The organism is Bradyrhizobium sp. 521_C7_N1_3, assembly GCF_052075975.1.
Classification (GTDB): Bacteria; Pseudomonadota; Alphaproteobacteria; order Rhizobiales; family Xanthobacteraceae; genus Bradyrhizobium; species Bradyrhizobium japonicum.
On the sequence record NZ_CP197232.1, the window covers coordinates 5,002,996 to 5,019,303 of the forward strand.

The following is a 16,308-nucleotide window of genomic DNA, read 5'->3' on the forward strand; positions in this document are numbered from 1 at the left end:
ATTAGTTGAACGCAAACCAGACCTTGGCGACGAATGTCGCGCCGCACCAGTTCGAGACCAGGCCGTCCGGGTTGGTGATCGGATTGGCGCGGCCGCCTGGCCGCGCATTTGGATCGCCTGTAAAGACGAAGCAGTTTTCCTTCGACAGATTGGTGTCGTAGTAGCGCAGGTCGAGGTTGAGCGCCTTGTGCGTGAACGTCACGCCGGCCTGCCAGTTGAGATAGGCAGGCAGCGGGAAGCCGCCGAGTTGGGGGGTCTGGTTGCCAAACCAGGAATAGCCGGCGGCGGTGGTGAACGACACGGTCAGGTTCTGCAGCAGAAACCGCTCCGGCACGTCGAAGCCGACTCCGGCCGCCACATATTGGCTCCAGGCGCCGGTGTTCGAGACGTTCGGAGAATAGGCGTAACCGCCGGCGACGCGGAACTGGTCGCCGATGCGTCGATCGCCGCGGGCAACGATCTCCCAATAATTGATGCCGTTGGTCTCGCCGGGAAGTCTTTCACCGGGATAGGCGAAATAGGTCGCCCCAAGATCAAAATCGATCGTGGCGATCTGCGGGCGCATGCCGGCGGCGAAGGTGAGCTCGGCGGCCGGTTGGGTCGGCAGCTTGACGGTGGCGACCGTTGTACCGGCGTAGAGCGGGCCCCATCTCGTCTCGAAGGCGGCGCCGGCCGCGGGGCCATGATCGGACAGCGTGGTCCCGCGATAGATGTAGTCGGATGCAATCCCCGCGCGGGCGCTGAATTCGAGCTCGTTGGCAGGCGTTGCGTGGGTGGTGTCGGCCGCCGACCAACCGCGGTTGCCGAGGCCGAGCGCCCCGGCCGGGGATTGGGCCAGCGCCAAACCGCCGGTCATGGGTGCAAGCCACAGTCCGGCCAGCGCGGCAAATGAGGCGCCGCTTGCACCCCGAAACGATGTTTCGTGTCGCCGCAAGTCGATCATCCTCCCAGAGCGACCGCGATGCCAACCAGCGTACTACCGACAGCCACCATCGCAAGTCCCGCCACCGAAGGCCGCAGCCCGCTACGAATCCCGAACACGTAACCGCAACAGAACAGCATCACGATGGCGACGGCGTAGGAGACGCGCAGCGCCAGTCTGGCATCGCTCAGGAACAGGAACGGGATGACCACCGGGAAGGTCGACAGGAAGCTCAGCAGGCAAAGGCCGAGCGCTCCGATCCAGTCGCGCTTCGTCAGCCCTGGACCGGGAGGCGGCTCAGGCAATTGCTGCAACCGTTTCCGCATCGATTCCAACTGCTCTACGGGCAGCATGGCCGACAATTCCGGCGGCAGCGCGTCGGCAATGACGCGGCGCGCTGCTTCGGGATCCGGCGCCTTCCGTATCGCGCGGAGGGTCAGAAGCTTGTCTCCCCGGTCATTGATGCGCGCCAGCAGATAAAGACCGCCGTCGACGATGCCCCAGGCGAGATTGCAGCCGAGTGCGCCGATGAGCATGGTTTGAACATTGATATTGGTCCCGGTCGCGACACCAAGCGAGCAGATGAAGGTAAGGGCCATGATCAGTCCGAACAGAGTCTCCGAGATCCGTTCCATCGGATCAAGTATGCTCCCGAACGGAGTATCCGGTCCCAACAAGGCCATGGCTTGGTCTTCGACCACCGTTTGCTGACGATCTTGGCTGCGCACGCGGGCGAATGCATCGTCTCGGCTCCTGGGCCGAGCCCGACCCACGCCCGAGCAGGTGTCATCGAGGCTCAGGTCCGGCATTCGCTCTTTGAGTTATGTCAAGGCGCCCGGGCATGAGTGAACTGGGCCGACGCGCCGCGCGGCGGCCGCTTGTGCCCCGCTTCGTCGCGCCTTAGCCGAGCCTTTGGTCCCGCACGTCCTGCGTATCCTCCGTCGCCGTCTTGACGGCGGCGGTCGCCGCGCTCTTTGCGGCACCCTTGCGGCTGGCGATCTCGACCGCCTTGCGGCCAGATATCTCGTGGCCGGCATCGGCGGGCATCTGCCAGAAGAACCAGCTCGACGCCGCCGAGGTCAGCGCGATCACGACGAAGGCCGGCGCAAACACGGTGGCGTCGATCTCGCTGACATGGTTGAACCACATCGTCGTTTCCACGCAGGCCGCGCCGACCGCGACGCCGGCGGAGACGGCGAGCTGCTGGTTGACGCTGACCAGCGTGGTGGCGCGGCTCATCTGCGCGGTCTCGACGTCGGCATAGGCCACCGTGTTGATCGCGGTGAACTCCAGCGAGCGGAAGAAGCCGCCGACCACCAGGATCACCATGATGATGAGCAGCGGCGTCGTCACCGTGAACAGCGCGCAGACGCCGAGGAAGAACGCGCTGACGACCGCGTTCACCGTCATCAAGTTGCGGAAGCCGAACGTGCGGATGATGCGCGCGGCCAGCGTCTTCATGCCCATGGCGCCGAGCGAGGAGGCGAAGGTGACGAGGCCGGAATGGAACGGCGACAGCCCGAAGCCGATCTGCATCAACAGCGGCAGCAGGAACGGCAGCGCGCCGATGCCGAGCCGGAACATGAAGCCGCCGAAAACGGCCGCGCGCAGCGTCGGCAGCTGCAGCAGCGAAAAGTCCAGCACCGGCGAACCGGTCCGCCGCGCATGCAGGACATACAATGTCATCGAGATCGCTCCGCCCACGACCAGGGCCGCGACCGTGCTCCAAGGCAGAAGGTTCAGCCCGGCGACGGACAGACCGAACGCGATGCCTGCGAGGCCGACGCCCGCGAGCACCATGCCGTAGAGATCGAACGGTTCCCGCGTCTCGCTCTTGATCGGATCGATGAAGCGCAAGGCCATGAAGATGCCGAGCAGCCCGATCGGAATGTTGATCAGGAAGATCCAGTGCCATGACGCATAGGTCGTGATGAAGCCGCCGAGCGGCGGGCCGATCACGGGCCCGATGAGGGCAGGGACCGTCACCCAGGCCATCGCGTTGACCAGCGCGCTCTTGTCGACCGAGCGCAGCAGTACGAGGCGTCCGACCGGCGTCATCATCGCCCCGCCCATGCCCTGAAGGATGCGCGCGAATACGAAATCGGTGACGGAGGTCGAGAGTGCGCAGCCGACCGAGCCGACCATGAACACGCCGACCGCGATCGCGAATACCATGCGCGCGCCGAACCGGTCCGCAGTCCAGCCACTCGCCGGGATGAACACCGCGAGCGACAGCAGATAGGAGGTGATGGCAAGCTTGAGCGTCAGCGGGCTCGTGCCGATGTCGGCCGCGATCGCCGGCAGCGAGGTGGCGATCACCGTCGAATCCATGTTCTCCATGAAGAGAGCGGTGGCCACGATCAGCGGGATGACGCGTTGCTTGTCGACCATGACGGATTGGTAATGAAAATCAGAAGGAAGGGTGGAGTTGCGGCTTATCACCGCCGCCCGGCCGGGACCATTGCGGATCAACGCATAGCACCTAAATCCTGCGTAACAACGGTGTGACCCTCGCCGGCGGTTGCACGCGCTCCCTCGTCATTCCACGGCGCGCCCCTTCGCGAGCCCGGAATCCATTGGGCCCAGAGACCGCTTGGGGGATGGATTCCGGGCTCGCGACTTCGTCGCGCCGGGGAGTGCCGAGGAGGGCCTGCCGCCCGGCCATCCACGCCGAATTTACTTAAAAAGCCTGTGCATGGCTGGCCAGCGGTCCGATTTACTTTGATTCGTCGCGTGGCCGTGCTATCGACCCGCGTCAACCCCACCGATGGGCTCCGATTCTCCGGCGATGCCGCAAGGCACGCCGAGGGCGGCGCTCATCCATAGCTATTTGCGGCAGGGCCGCAGGAAGGAGTTGGCAGATGGCCACGGTGCAACTTCAAGGCATTCGCGAAGCCTTTACGTTCGACGACGTGCTGTTGAAGCCGGGCCTGTCGGACGTCATGCCGGGCGAGGTCGACATCCGCTCCCGCGTCACCCGCGCCATTCCGCTCAACATCCCGATCATGGCCTCCGCCATGGACACGGTCACCGAGGCCCGCATGGCGATCGCCATGGCGCAGGCCGGCGGCCTCGGCGTCATCCACCGCAATTTCGATCCCGAGGGGCAGGCCGCCCAGGTCCGGCAGGTCAAGCGCTACGAGTCGGGCATGGTGGTGAACCCGCTCACCATCAGCCCCGAGGCCACGCTCGATGATGCGCTCAAGCTGATGAGCGACCACGGCATCTCCGGCATTCCCGTCGTCACCGGCGCGAGCAAGAATACGCCCGGCAAGCTGGTCGGCATCCTCACCAACCGCGACGTGCGGTTTGCCACCGACCGCCGGCAAAAAGTCTCCGAACTGATGACGCATGACGGCCTCGTCACGGTCCGCGAGAATGTCAGCCAGGACGAGGCGCGGCGGATGCTGCACCAACATCGCATCGAGAAGCTGCTCGTGGTCGACGAGCAATATCGCTGCGTCGGCCTGATCACCGTGAAGGACATGGAGAAGGCGGTCGCCCATCCGCTCGCCTGCAAGGATGCGCAGGGTCGCCTCCGCGTCGCCGCCGCCACCACCGTCGGCGACACCGGCTTCGAGCGCACCGAGCGGCTGATCGATGCCGGCGTCGATCTCGTCGTCGTCGACACCGCGCACGGCCATTCCCGCCACGTGCTGCATGCGGTCAACCGCATCAAGCGCCTGTCCAACTCCGTCCAGGTCGTTGCCGGCAACGTCGCCACCACCGAGGGCGCGCAGGCCCTGATCGATGCGGGTGCGGACTGCATCAAGGTCGGCATCGGCCCGGGCTCGATCTGCACCACGCGCATCGTCGCCGGCGTCGGCGTTCCCCAGCTCACCGCGATCATGGATGCGGTGGAAGCTGCAAAGAAGTCCGACATTCCCGTCATTGCCGACGGCGGCATCAAGTTCTCCGGCGACCTTGCGAAAGCGCTCGCCGCCGGTGCCGACATCGCCATGGTCGGCTCGCTGCTCGCCGGCACCGACGAGACCCCCGGCGAAGTGTTCTTGTGGCAGGGCCGTTCCTACAAGGCCTATCGCGGCATGGGCTCGGTCGGCGCGATGGCGCGGGGATCTGCCGATCGCTATTTCCAGCAGGACATCAAGGACACGCTCAAGCTCGTGCCTGAAGGCATCGAGGGCCAGGTGCCCTACAAGGGCCCGGTCGGCAATGTCATGCACCAGCTCGCCGGCGGCTTGCGCGCCGCGATGGGTTATGTCGGCGCAAAGGACATGAAGGACCTGCACGACAAGGCCCAGTTCGTCCGCATCACCGGCGCGGGCCTGCGCGAAAGCCACGTCCACGACGTCACGATCACGCGCGAGAGCCCGAACTATCCGGGCGCGGGTTAGGCGCTCGGTTCGCGGCTTCAGCTCCGCTCTCGTGCCCCGGACGCAGCGCAGCACCACTTCGGTGATGCGCTGCAGAGCCGGGGCCCATATTGCAGAGTGCGCAAATCGCATGGGTCCCGGCTCTGCGCAGCAACGTTACACGTTGCAGCGCGTCCGGGACACGAGAGTGATGCATGTCTCCGCGACCATCTACGCCACCGCTTTTGTATTGACGCGCATCGCTCCCTCCGCTTCCGTCCGGGTCGAAACAAGATCCGGAGGAAGCCATGTCCCAAGCCAAACGCATCGTTCTCGCCGCGCGTCCCGTCGGCGAGCCAAAGCCGTCCGATTTCCGCATCGAGGAATTCGCCGTCCCGGCGCCCGGCGCGGGTGAAGTCCTGCTGCGCACGATCTGGCTCTCGCTCGATCCCTATATGCGCGGACGCATGAGTGACGGTCCGTCCTACGCAGCACCTGTGCCGGTCGGCGGCGTGATGGAGGGCGAGGCGGTCAGCGAGGTCGCGGCCTCCAACAATCCTGATTTCGCCAAGGGTGACATCGTGCGAGCCCGTACCGGATGGCAGTCGCACGCGATCTCCAACGGCAAGGGCTTGATCAAGGTCGATCCGAAGCTCGGTCCGATCTCGACCTCCATCGGCGTGCTCGGCATGCCCGGCATGACCGCCTATACGGGCCTGCTCGACATCGGCAAGCCGCAGGAAGGCGAGACCGTCGTCGTCGCCGGTGCCTCCGGTGCGGTCGGCTCGGCCGTTGGCCAGATCGCGAAGATCAAGGGCGCGCGTGCGGTCGGCATCGCCGGCGGCAAGGACAAGTGCGACTACGTGGTGAAGGAGCTCGGCTTTGATGCCTGCCTCGATCACCGCGAAACCGATTTCGCCGCGAAGCTGAAGTTTGCCTGCCCGAAAGGCATCGACGTCTATTTCGAGAATGTCGGTGGCGCCGTGTTCGAGGCGGTCTTCCCGCTGCTCAATCCGTTCGCGCGCGTGCCGGTGTGCGGCCTGATCGCCCATTACAACGACACCGAGGCCAAGCCGCCGAAATGGGCGGCAGCGATGATGCGCGCGACCCTGACCAAGCGGCTCACCTTCCGCGGCTTCATCGTCTCCGACTTCGCCAACCGCCATGGCGACTTCCTGCGCGACATGTCCACCTGGGTCCGCGACGGCAAGGTCAAGTACAAGGAGTTCGTCACCGAGGGCCTGGACAGCGCGCCCGGCGCCTTCATGGGGCTCCTGAAGGGCGCCAATTTCGGCAAGCAGCTGGTGCGGGTGGGACCGGACAAGGTTTAGCTGCAAGGCCTAGTTGCAAAGGCGTCACACCCCGGACATCGGTGGTTAACAAAGAGTGACCGATCGGCCACACCTGCCCGCAAAAGCCGCAGGTGTGACCGTCGGTTCATTGACGGCTGAGCGAAGGCATTGAATCATCGCGCATATTTTAGGTGCTGCGATGTTAGAGATTGGTATTTTCAGCGTAATCCTTCTGGCTGCCGGCTATTGGGCGACCCTGTTCGTCATGGGCCGTCGAGGCGACGTCATCCATGGCAAGTTCGTCCACGTCGACGAGGAGGGCGAATTCGCGCCAGCCGCGATGCCGGCGCCACCACCGCCATTCCCGAAGCGTCCGGGCAAAACTGCGCAGCCTGACAAGGTCCAGCCTGCGAAGGCGGAGGCGAGGCCGGTGAACAGCGATGCACTGCAATCGCTGCTGGCTGCGATCCAGCAGGACCTCAAGACCATCGCCTGATCCGCAAGCTCAGACGCTGCCGCGCTCGACCAGGAACAGTTCGACGGCGAGCCGCTGTTCGGCGTGCGGCGTGCCTGATAGCCGCGCCAGTAGCAGTTCGCCCGCGATCAGTCCCACGGCCGCCGCATCGAACGAGATGGTGGTGAGACCGGGCGTGATCTGATCGGCGACGTCTCTCCTCGAGCTCGATCACGCCGGTAAACATCACCGCTGCGGGGCGGATGCCGCGCAGCGACTGGATCATCGCGACTTCCTTGGCATAGGAGTAGGAGGTCTGCCCGACCAGCACCTCGAAACCCTCCGTTGTCATTAGGGGTGTTCTGGCCAACTCCAGCGCGAATTCGGTGCGTTGAGGTATTTTGGTAAGGTGTTCTGCCCGTGAATTGGGCTAGTGCCCGCCGCCCATCTGGGCGAGCAGCTCCTCGATATCGACATCGATTTGGCCCGCGGCCCTGACGTGACGAACTTCAAAACTGCTTGGCCGGAAGCGGTATTCGACGAGCCCGACTTCCTTGATCGCGATCCGGTCCTGGCGCGCGTCGTTGATCTTGAAGCCGGCCGACGGCGCCCAGACGTGGCGGGTGTGGCGGTAGGTGAAGTCGCGCCGCTGGTGCACGTGCCCGCTGGCGATGAGGCGCAGGTCCACGGTCGAGAACATCTCGATCAGGCGCGCGCGTGCCGGCTGGGGCACGTAGCGGATCGAGGTCTCCGGCGTCTCGGGGTCGTCGGGCAGGTTGAGAAACATCGGCTTGTGCACGAACAGCGCGACCGGCCTGCCGTTGATGCGCGCCATTTCCCGGGACAACCAGTCGAACTGCTCGGCCTCGAAGGCGAGCCCGGAATTCATCACCAGCGAGTTCAGGCCGATAAAGTGCCAGCCGGCCGCTTCGAACGACCAATGGTCCTCGCCGATGATGTCGCGGAATTGTTGGCGGTGCTTTTCCTCAACCGGCGGCTTGGGCGCAGGCCCGATCGCGGTCGGATTGTCGCCGATGTCGTGATTGCCGGGGAGGTAGCGGCAGGCGACGGGCAGGGCGGCGTGCCGGCTCTTGGCGAATTCTACATCGCCGCGACTTGTCGGCCCGTCGAAAGAGACGTCGCCGGTGTTGACGACGAGGTCGGGCCTATCAGCGTCGATGTGCTCGCTGACGCGATCGAAATTTGCGATCAGGCCGGGGAAGCGCCGGCCGAGATGGGTGTCGGAAATCTGCGTCAGGCGAAATTCGGACATGGGGTCAGCATACGCGTTGTCGCACGTCGGAACGATGACGGCGCGCGCATGCTTAGCAGTGAAACAAAGTTTAAAGCACGCGATAGCGGATCGTGTAGGCGTCCTGCGGCGCGACGCTGCCGGTTGCCGGCGAGGCGATGCGGTCGGCGAGGTGCCAGGGCCCGAACTGCTCGGACCGGTGCGGCTCGGCGGGCAGGCGGAGGCGGAATTCGAACGTGCCCTTGCTGGGCAGGTTTACGACCAGCACGCGGTCGGCGGTGCGGTGGTTGAGCGCCACCGCGCCGCGCAGCACGGAGCGGCCATCACCGAGCTCGCGCACGCCGTCGACCAGCGCCAGCGTCTGGTTGCGGGCGGTGTGCAGCTCGATCTGGCTGTCGGACGCCGCCGTCAGCGTTTCCCTGGGCATCCGGATCTCGAACTCGACCGCCGGCTTGGAGGGATTGAGGCCGAGATAGGCCAGCGCGGCGTGGCGCATGTCGTAGGCGGCAAAGGCGAACAGGGCGAGCGCGGCCAGAGTGGCGAGGCCATGCCTGACGACGTCGCGCCAGCTGCGGTAGCTCAGGCGGAAGTACACCGTCATCGCCAGCGCCACCGCGAGCGCGGCCGCGATTCCCGCTAGTGCCGACATCAGGACGCCGAGCCGGCCGTCCCCGGATTCGGTCAAAAGGCTGGAGAGGGTGTTCATGTCAGTCTCTTGGCGCTAGCTCGCCTTGCGCCCCCTCAGAGGGGCCGAAATCGCTTTAACTATCGGCATTTGGTCGCGGGATCTGGAACGTCGGTTCAACTCGTTGATTGTCAGCGCCAGCAGTCGCGGCTAATGACGGTCCGCGGTGTTCCGCGCTACGGGAAAGTTCCGATGTCCATCCAAATGGTTTTGCTGCCTGTCTTCGTGCAGGTCGGTCTCACCTTCGCACTCCTGATCGGAATGGCGCTGGCCCGCCGGCGCTCGCCGGTTTCCGGCGAGACCAAGAGCCGCGACATTGCCCCGGGCGACCAGTTCGAATTGCCGGTGCTGTTCTACGCGCTGATCGCGCTGGCGCTGCCCTTGCGCCATGCCGATCTCTTCATCGTGCTGATGTCCTGGGTGTTCGTGGTGACGCGCTTTGCCCATGCCGGCGTGTTCGTCTCCTCCAACGATCTCGGCCGGCGCTCCACGATCTGGCTCGCGGGCGTGCTTGTGCTGCTCGCGATGTGGATCTACTTCGCGCTGAAGATGCTGTTGTTGCTCTAGGCGCGCGCATGATCCGGACCCGGAGGGCCGCGTTAGCGCAAAGTGGATACCGGTTTTCCGACAAGATCATGCGCAAAGCAAAAAATAGCCAATCCTGATCTGAAAGATTCAAATGACTCCCGCTGCCCGGCTGTCCGCAGCCATCGAACTGATCGACACCATCGAGAAGGACCGCGTGCCCGCGGCCAAGGCGCTGAAGGAGTGGGGCACTGCGCACCGCTTCGCCGGCTCCGGCGACCGCGCCGCCATCGCCGGCCTGGTCTGGGACGTGCTGCGCCGCTATGCCTCGAGCGCCTTTCTGATGGATGCCGATACCGCGCGCGCCCGGCTGATCGGCATGCTCCGCCTCGAGCGCAACATGGACGCGGCCACCATGGGCGCGCTGTTCGACGGCAGCCGGTTTGCGCCGGCGCCCCTGACCGAGGCCGAGCAGGCCGCGCTGGCCTCGCGTTCCCTCAAGGACGCTCCGGCTGCGGTCGCCGGCGACTATCCGGACTGGCTCGACCCGTATTTTGCAAAGGTGTTCGGCGAGGAGCGCGCCGCGGAGGCGGCCGCGATGGCGAGCCGGGCGCCGCTGGATTTGCGCGTCAACACGCTAAAATCCAATCGCGACAAGGTACTGCGCGGGCTTGCTCATCTTCATGCGGAACCGACGCCATGGTCCGCAAACGGCCTGCGCATCGAGCTTTCGGCCGATGCGCGCAATCCCGGCCTCCAGGCGGAAGAGGATTTCATCAAGGGCGCCGTTGAAGTTCAGGATGAGGGATCGCAGCTGGCGGCCAGCTTCACCGCGGCAAAACCCGGCGAGCAGGTGATCGATCTCTGCGCCGGCGCCGGCGGCAAGACGCTGGCGCTCGCGGCCCTGATGCAGGGCAAGGGGCGGCTGATCGCCACCGACAGCGACAAGCGCCAGCTTGCCCCGATCCACGAGCGCCTGTCGCGCGCCGGCGTCCACAATGCCGATGTCCGCACGCCCAAGGGCGAAGCCGATCCGCTGGCCGACATCAGCGGCACCGCCGACCTCGTCGTGATCGACGCGCCCTGCACGGGAACCGGCACCTGGCGCCGCAATCCCGATGCCAAATGGCGCATGCGCCCCGGCGCGCTGGAGATCCGCCTGCGCGACCAGGCCGGGGTGCTGGAGCGCGCAGTGCCGCTGGTCAAGGCCGGCGGCCGCATCGCCTACATCACCTGCTCGGTGCTGGCGGAGGAGAATGGCGAGCAGGTGAGGGCGTTCACCGCCCGCCATCCCGAATTCGCGATCGTGCCGCCCGAGCAGACCGCGAGCGTGCTCTGGGACAAGGCGGAGGATTTTGCAAAGGCCGCGCTGCAGTCGGACGAAGGCTGGCTGATGACGCCGCGGCGGACGGGGACGGACGGGTTCTTCGTCTCGGTGTTGAAGAAGAGCGGCTGATCTTGCTCCGCCGTCATTCCGGGGCGCCCGCAGGGCGAGCCCGGAATCCTTCGCGCGGCCGTCTCCGCGATTCCATAGATTCCGGGCTCCCGCTACGCGAGCCCCGGAATGACAAGGGGGCAAACAAAAACCCCGCGAACCGAAGCACGCGGGGCTTTCTAACTCGACGTTCTGCCGGTACGTCCGTGGTCAGAACGGTGCGTGGGCGTTAGCCGACGCGGAGATTGTCAGCCGACGACTTGCCGCTGCGGCGGTCGGCGACGATGTCGAACGAGACCTTCTGACCCTCGTTGAGGGAGGAGAGGCCGGCGCGCTCGACGGCGCTGATGTGCACGAACACGTCCTTCTGGCCGTCGTCCGGCTGGATGAAACCATAACCCTTTTGGGTGTTGAACCACTTCACGGTGCCCATAGCCATGGGAATTTCCTTTAGTTAGTTAAAAGAGGATACGCACGTGGACCGGTACGCGGAATTGCGCCCATGATCCTGTTCAGTCGATGTTTGGAGAAGACATCTGAAGCGTGCGCGCCCGTGTGCAACGAAGCGAAGCGGCCCAGTCGTTCGGCCAAGTATCGATGATCACAATATAGCGAGAATTTGGGGCTACTTCAAGGCAGTACCCGTGGCCCGGCATGTCGCGCGGCTTTGCTATTTTGCGGTGCAAATAGGGGCCGCGGCGCGCTTCAGTCGACGATGAAGAGCGTCGCGCCGGTGGCCGTCGAGGACCGGTGCGCGGCGTCGCCGAAGTCCGAGACCTGGTAGCTCATTCCCGCGGTGAGCTTGAATTTCCGCCCGTCGCGCAGCTCCGAGTCGAGCTCGCCCTCGAGCACGTAGAGCACGTGGCCGCGGTCGCACCAATGGTCGGCGAGATAGCCGGGCGAATACTCGACCATCCGCACCCGGAGATCGCCGATATTGAGCGTCCGCCACAGCGCTTGGCCGGTCTCGCCGGGATGCGTGGTGGCCTCGACCTTGCTCCAGTCGGTAACGGTGAAGGGGGAGGTCGGGAGCTTCATCGTGGGAATCCTGTCTCAGGGCCGGCGGGCGCAGTGCTAGCGCACGAATCCGCGCAAGTCTTCATTCCAGATTCCGGTGAGGCGCTAGCGCGTCGCCGCACAGCCGGCCGGGGCTTCGATCCTGCTGGCGGTGATGACCCAGACCAGCAGCGCAGCGGCGCTGATTCCGGCGCCGAGTATGCAGACGCCGCTCCAGCCGGCCGCGGCATACACGATCGTCGATGCGATCGCGCCGGTGGCGCTTCCGATCGAGTAGAACACCATGTAGCCGCCGACGAGGCGGCTCGCGGCATCGGGGCGCGCCGCGACCATCAGGCTCTGGCTGGTCACGTGCACGGCCTGGATGGCAAAATCGAGCATGATCACGCCGGCAATGAGGAGCCAGAGCGAGGTTTGCAGGCAGGCCATCGGGGCCCAGGCCGCCAGCATCAGCAAGAGCGAGAGCCCGGTGGTGCGCTGGCCCCAGCCGAGGTCGGCGAGGCGGCCGGCGTTGCGGGCGGCGAGTGCGCCGGCCACGCCCGCGATCCCGAGCGCCCCGATCGATGTGTGGGACAATGCGATCGGAGGCGCGGAAAGCGGCAGCACGATCGCGTTCCAGAACACGTTGAGATTGGCGAAGATCAGGAACGCGAACAGGGCGCGCTCGCGCACGATCCGCTCCTCGGCGAACAGCGCGGCGGTCGAGCGGAGCAGCGCCAGATAGGCGGCCCCGGTCAACGCCGTCCGCCGGCCGTGCGGCAGCACGCGCAGCAGCAGCGCCGCCATGGCGAGCATCAGGCCGGCCGAGACCAGATACACCAGGCGCCAGCCGCCGATATCGGCGAGCGTGCCCGAGGCGAAGCGTGCGAGCAGGACCCCGGCCACGACGCCGCTCGTCACCGTGCCGATGGCTCCGCCGCGCTCGGCCGGGCGTGCCACCGTGGCGGCAAGGGCGACCAGCACCTGAATGACGACGGCGAGCACGCCGACCAGCGCCATGCCCGCGAGCAGAACCGCGGCATGCGAGGCCGTGGCGACAATGAGGAGGGCAACGGCCGACAGCGTGGTCTGGCCGACGATCAGGCGCCGGCGGTCCCAGAGATCGCCGAGCGGCACGATCAGGATCAGGCCGAACGCGTAGCCGACTTGCGTGATGGTCATGACCATGCCGATCGCGGCAGGCGCGATGCCGAAATCCTGCGCCATCGCATCGAGCAGCGGCTGGGCGAAATAGATGTTGGCGACGCTCAGGCCGCAGGTCAGCGCGAACAGCAGCGCCATCGGGCGTGACAGTCCGCGCCCGGCGATCTCGCCGGCTTTGCCTAGGCCGGCGACCGCAAGGTCCTGTCCCGAGTCTGCCCGCACGTCCTCGTTCGTCATCGTCATCTCCGGTGCATTCGATCTGGTTCTATAAAAGGACCAGTTGCGCGCGACGCTGTCCAGTCTTATTTTAGGACCAGTTGGGAGGCGCCATGAAGCGGACCGGTTTTGCCAAGGTTGAATGCCCGGTGGGGCGGGCGCTGGACGCGATCGGCGACTGGTGGTCGCTGCTGATCGTGCGCGACGCGTTCGACGGGCTGCGCCGGTTCGGCGATTTCCAGACCAATCTCGGCATTGCCAAGGGCATGCTCAGCGCGCGCCTGCGCAAGCTGGTGCAGCTCGGCGTACTCGAGCTGGTTCCCGCCTCGGACGGCAGCGCCTATCAGGAATATGCCCTGACGCGAAAGGGCCGCGACCTGTTTCCGGTCGTCGTCTCCTTGCGCCAATGGGGCGAGGCGCACCTCTATGCGCGCGGCGAAGCGCATTCCGACCTGGTGGACCAGGCGGGCCAACCGGTCGGGCAACTGGTGCTGCCCTCACGCACCGGCCGGCCGCTGACATGGTCGGATACGAAGGTGCGGAAGGTCGGCGCACGCAAGCGCTGACGGCGCGGGGCCGTTGTCGGCGCACGCGCTCTCCGCCGTCATTGCCGAGCTTAGGTGCAGCACGCCCAACTATCCGACCGTCACCCTGAGGTGGCCGCTTCTTCAGCGGCCCTCGAAGGGCGACGGCCCGGCTGCATTTCGGCCGTGCATCCTTCGAGGCTCCCGGCGCGATGCTTTCGCATCGCGCCACTCGCGCTTCAGGTTGACGGGGAGAGGGTGAAAGCGTCGCGCCAAAGTCAATGCGCCAAATGGTTCGCCGAACCCTGCACGATCAGCCCCGTATCATTCACCCGCAGATATTCGCAAATCCGCTTCCCCCGCTCGTTCTCGTAAAACACCACCACGCTATCCGGGCTGACGAACAGGTCGATCAGCGTAAAATGCAGCTCCGGCAGCAGGGCGAGCGCCTTGCCCCAATACGCCCGCAAGGCGTCCTTGCCGCGCACGGTGCCGCTGGCATCGAACCCCATCGCGGGGATGCGGTCCGAGGTCATCTCGGTGTCCTCGTCGTAGAGCGTGAGCACGCGCTCGAGATCGCGCGTGTTCCAGGCCTCGACCCAGGTCCGGCCGAGCGCGGCGAGCGTTGATGGCTGATGGTGCTGTGACACGGCGTTCTCTCCCTGATTGGCCTCTGTTTGACGTGCGGGGCTAATTAGGTCAATAATACTTACCTATATCCGTTTGTCCATGCCCAAAGAAGAATGTGGGCGTGCGCATCGCGCGGTTGCGGGCAGGGGCACGGTCGCGTATTTGCTGGCCATGACAGCAGCACAGAACGACCGCTCCGCGTCGACGCCCTCGGTGGCCTCGGCGCACGACAAGATTCTCATCGTCGACTTCGGCAGCCAGGTGACGCAGCTGATCGCGCGTCGCGTCCGCGAGGACGGCGTCTATTGCGAGATCGTGCCCTTCAACAAGGCCGAAGAAGCCTTCAAGGAGATGAAGCCGAAAGCGGTGATCCTCTCCGGCGGGCCTGAGTCGGTGCATGAGGCGGGCTCACCCCGCGCCCCGCAGCTGATCTTCGCCTCCGGCGTGCCGGTGCTCGGCATCTGCTACGGCCAGATGACCATGGCGGAGCAGTTAGGGGGCACCGTCGAGGGCGGCCATCACCGCGAATTCGGCCGCGCCGATGTCGAGGTCAAGGCGCCGAGCAAGCTGTTCGAGGACGTCTGGTCGCCGGGCGGCAAGAACCAGGTCTGGATGAGCCATGGCGACCGCATCACCAAGATGCCGCCGGGCTTCTCGGTGGCCGGCACCTCGCCGAACGCGCCGTTCGCGATCATCCAGGACGAGACGCGCAAGTACTACGGGTTGATGTTCCACCCCGAAGTGGTGCACACGCCCGACGGCGCAAAACTGATCCGTAATTTCGTGCGCAAGATCGCGGGCCTCTCCGGCGACTGGACCATGCGCGCCTTCCGCGAGGAGGAGATCGCGAAGATCCGCGCCCAGGTCGGCAAGGGCAAGGTGCTCTGCGGCCTCTCCGGCGGCGTCGATTCCGCCGTCGCGGCCGTGCTGATCCATGAAGCCATCGGCGACCAGCTCACCTGTGTGTTCGTCGATCATGGCATGCTGCGCCTCGATGAAGCCAAGACCGTGGTCGATCTGTTCCGCCACCACTACAACATCCCGCTCGTGCACGTGGACGCCTCGAAGCAGTTTTTGGGCGAGCTCGAAGGCGTCACCGATCCCGAAACCAAGCGCAAGACCATCGGCCGCCTCTTCATCGAGGTGTTCGAGGCGGAGGCCAAGAAGATCGGCGGCGCCGACTTCCTGGCCCAAGGCACGCTCTATCCTGATGTGATCGAGAGCGTCTCCTTCACCGGCGGCCCCTCGGTGACGATCAAGTCGCACCACAATGTCGGCGGCCTCCCCGAGCGCATGAACATGAAGCTCGTCGAGCCCCTGCGCGAGCTGTTCAAGGACGAGGTGCGCAAGCTCGGCCGTGAGCTCGGCCTGCCCGAAATCTTCGTCGGCCGCCACCCGTTCCCGGGCCCCGGCCTCGCCATCCGCTGCCCTGGCGACATCACGAAGGACAAGCTCGACATCCTGCGCAAGGCCGACGCCGTCTACATCGACCAGATCCGCAAGCACGGCCTCTACGACGACATCTGGCAGGCCTTTGCCGTGCTGCTCCCCGTGAAGACGGTGGGCGTCATGGGCGACGGCCGCACCTACGACTACGTCGTGGGCCTGCGCGCCGTCACCTCGACCGACGGCATGACCGCGGACTTCTACCAGTTCGACATGAAGTTTTTGGGCGAGACCGCCACGCGCATCATCAACGAGGTGAAGGGCGTGAACCGGGTAGTGTACGACGTGACCAGCAAGCCGCCTGGGACGATTGAGTGGGAGTAGGGGGCGTTGCTTTCGGCGGGGCGTGCACTTGCCGCGGACTTCGCTCCTCTCGGAGATCAGGCTAGAACGCGAAAGCATTCACGGTACAATAGAACTGAACACAACTGTAACGGGACCCACTGTCGTGCGG

The 16,308-nt window shown here is 65.5% G+C and carries 17 protein-coding genes; 7 read left to right on the forward strand and 10 right to left on the reverse strand.

Annotated features, from left to right (window positions below; translation table 11 throughout):
• Position 1: 1 nt before the first annotated feature.
• From AB7008_RS22970 to AB7008_RS22980, 3 genes are all read right to left on the reverse strand, one after another.
• Positions 2 to 856 (reverse strand): TorF family putative porin, encoded by an 855-nt coding sequence (locus AB7008_RS22970; RefSeq protein WP_304493947.1) that lies wholly within the window; start codon positions 854 to 856, stop codon positions 2 to 4.
• 83 nt (positions 857 to 939) lie between these two features.
• The gene (locus tag AB7008_RS22975) at positions 940 to 1,731 is read right to left on the reverse strand and encodes a VIT1/CCC1 transporter family protein (protein WP_304493948.1); all 792 of its coding nucleotides are present in this window, start codon (positions 1,729 to 1,731) and stop codon (positions 940 to 942) included.
• A 91-nt stretch (positions 1,732 to 1,822) separates the two neighbouring features.
• Positions 1,823 to 3,313 (reverse strand): MFS transporter, encoded by a 1,491-nt coding sequence (locus AB7008_RS22980; protein ID WP_028157663.1) that lies wholly within the window; start codon positions 3,311 to 3,313, stop codon positions 1,823 to 1,825.
• Between the two features lie 470 nt (positions 3,314 to 3,783).
• Here AB7008_RS22980 and guaB point away from each other — a divergent pair, with 470 nt between their 5' ends.
• The 3 genes from guaB (at position 3,784) to AB7008_RS22995 (ending at position 7,023) form a co-directional block, all read left to right on the forward strand.
• Positions 3,784 to 5,277, forward strand: coding sequence for an IMP dehydrogenase (gene guaB / locus AB7008_RS22985; protein WP_028150953.1), 1,494 nt, complete (start codon positions 3,784 to 3,786; stop codon positions 5,275 to 5,277).
• Positions 5,278 to 5,543: 266 nt separating this feature from the next.
• Positions 5,544 to 6,566: an NADP-dependent oxidoreductase gene (locus tag AB7008_RS22990; RefSeq protein ID WP_304493949.1), complete on the forward strand. Its 1,023-nt coding sequence runs from the start codon at positions 5,544 to 5,546 to the stop codon at positions 6,564 to 6,566.
• A 160-nt stretch (positions 6,567 to 6,726) separates the two neighbouring features.
• The gene (locus AB7008_RS22995; RefSeq protein WP_304493950.1) at positions 6,727 to 7,023 is read left to right on the forward strand and encodes a hypothetical protein; all 297 of its coding nucleotides are present in this window, start codon (positions 6,727 to 6,729) and stop codon (positions 7,021 to 7,023) included.
• A gap of 9 nt (positions 7,024 to 7,032) precedes the next feature.
• Here the strand turns inward: AB7008_RS22995 and AB7008_RS23000 are convergent, their stop codons facing one another.
• From AB7008_RS23000 to AB7008_RS23010, 3 genes are all read right to left on the reverse strand, one after another.
• A complete protein-coding gene (locus AB7008_RS23000) occupies positions 7,033 to 7,140 on the reverse strand; it encodes a hypothetical protein (RefSeq protein ID WP_304493951.1) in 108 nt (35 codons plus the stop codon).
• 271 nt (positions 7,141 to 7,411) lie between these two features.
• A complete protein-coding gene (locus AB7008_RS23005; protein ID WP_304493952.1) occupies positions 7,412 to 8,254 on the reverse strand; it encodes a metallophosphoesterase family protein in 843 nt (280 codons plus the stop codon).
• A gap of 70 nt (positions 8,255 to 8,324) precedes the next feature.
• Positions 8,325 to 8,939 (reverse strand): acriflavin resistance protein, encoded by a 615-nt coding sequence (locus AB7008_RS23010; RefSeq protein WP_304493953.1) that lies wholly within the window; start codon positions 8,937 to 8,939, stop codon positions 8,325 to 8,327.
• Positions 8,940 to 9,110: 171 nt separating this feature from the next.
• Here AB7008_RS23010 and AB7008_RS23015 point away from each other — a divergent pair, with 171 nt between their 5' ends.
• Together AB7008_RS23015 and AB7008_RS23020 are read left to right on the forward strand one after the other, a co-directional pair.
• The gene (locus AB7008_RS23015; RefSeq protein WP_304493954.1) at positions 9,111 to 9,485 is read left to right on the forward strand and encodes an MAPEG family protein; all 375 of its coding nucleotides are present in this window, start codon (positions 9,111 to 9,113) and stop codon (positions 9,483 to 9,485) included.
• Positions 9,486 to 9,597: 112 nt separating this feature from the next.
• Complete coding sequence (locus AB7008_RS23020) at positions 9,598 to 10,899, forward strand: RsmB/NOP family class I SAM-dependent RNA methyltransferase (RefSeq protein ID WP_028157648.1); 1,302 nt, start codon at positions 9,598 to 9,600, stop codon at positions 10,897 to 10,899.
• A 208-nt stretch (positions 10,900 to 11,107) separates the two neighbouring features.
• Here the strand turns inward: AB7008_RS23020 and AB7008_RS23025 are convergent, their stop codons facing one another.
• The 3 genes from AB7008_RS23025 to AB7008_RS23035 form a co-directional block, all read right to left on the reverse strand.
• Positions 11,108 to 11,317: a cold-shock protein gene (locus AB7008_RS23025; RefSeq protein ID WP_008141931.1), complete on the reverse strand. Its 210-nt coding sequence runs from the start codon at positions 11,315 to 11,317 to the stop codon at positions 11,108 to 11,110.
• 266 nt (positions 11,318 to 11,583) lie between these two features.
• The gene (locus AB7008_RS23030) at positions 11,584 to 11,916 is read right to left on the reverse strand and encodes a DHCW motif cupin fold protein (RefSeq protein ID WP_028157647.1); all 333 of its coding nucleotides are present in this window, start codon (positions 11,914 to 11,916) and stop codon (positions 11,584 to 11,586) included.
• Between the two features lie 84 nt (positions 11,917 to 12,000).
• Positions 12,001 to 13,275: an MFS transporter gene (locus AB7008_RS23035; RefSeq protein ID WP_441259570.1), complete on the reverse strand. Its 1,275-nt coding sequence runs from the start codon at positions 13,273 to 13,275 to the stop codon at positions 12,001 to 12,003.
• Between the two features lie 92 nt (positions 13,276 to 13,367).
• Here AB7008_RS23035 and AB7008_RS23040 point away from each other — a divergent pair, with 92 nt between their 5' ends.
• Positions 13,368 to 13,820: a winged helix-turn-helix transcriptional regulator gene (locus AB7008_RS23040; RefSeq protein WP_441259571.1), complete on the forward strand. Its 453-nt coding sequence runs from the start codon at positions 13,368 to 13,370 to the stop codon at positions 13,818 to 13,820.
• A gap of 236 nt (positions 13,821 to 14,056) precedes the next feature.
• Here the strand turns inward: AB7008_RS23040 and AB7008_RS23045 are convergent, their stop codons facing one another.
• Entirely contained in the window at positions 14,057 to 14,428 is a 372-nt protein-coding gene (locus AB7008_RS23045) for a nuclear transport factor 2 family protein (protein ID WP_441259572.1), read from the reverse strand.
• 151 nt (positions 14,429 to 14,579) lie between these two features.
• Between AB7008_RS23045 and guaA the strand changes: the two genes are divergently transcribed.
• The gene (gene guaA, locus AB7008_RS23050; protein ID WP_441259573.1) at positions 14,580 to 16,178 is read left to right on the forward strand and encodes a glutamine-hydrolyzing GMP synthase; all 1,599 of its coding nucleotides are present in this window, start codon (positions 14,580 to 14,582) and stop codon (positions 16,176 to 16,178) included.
• Positions 16,179 to 16,308 lie beyond the last annotated feature (130 nt).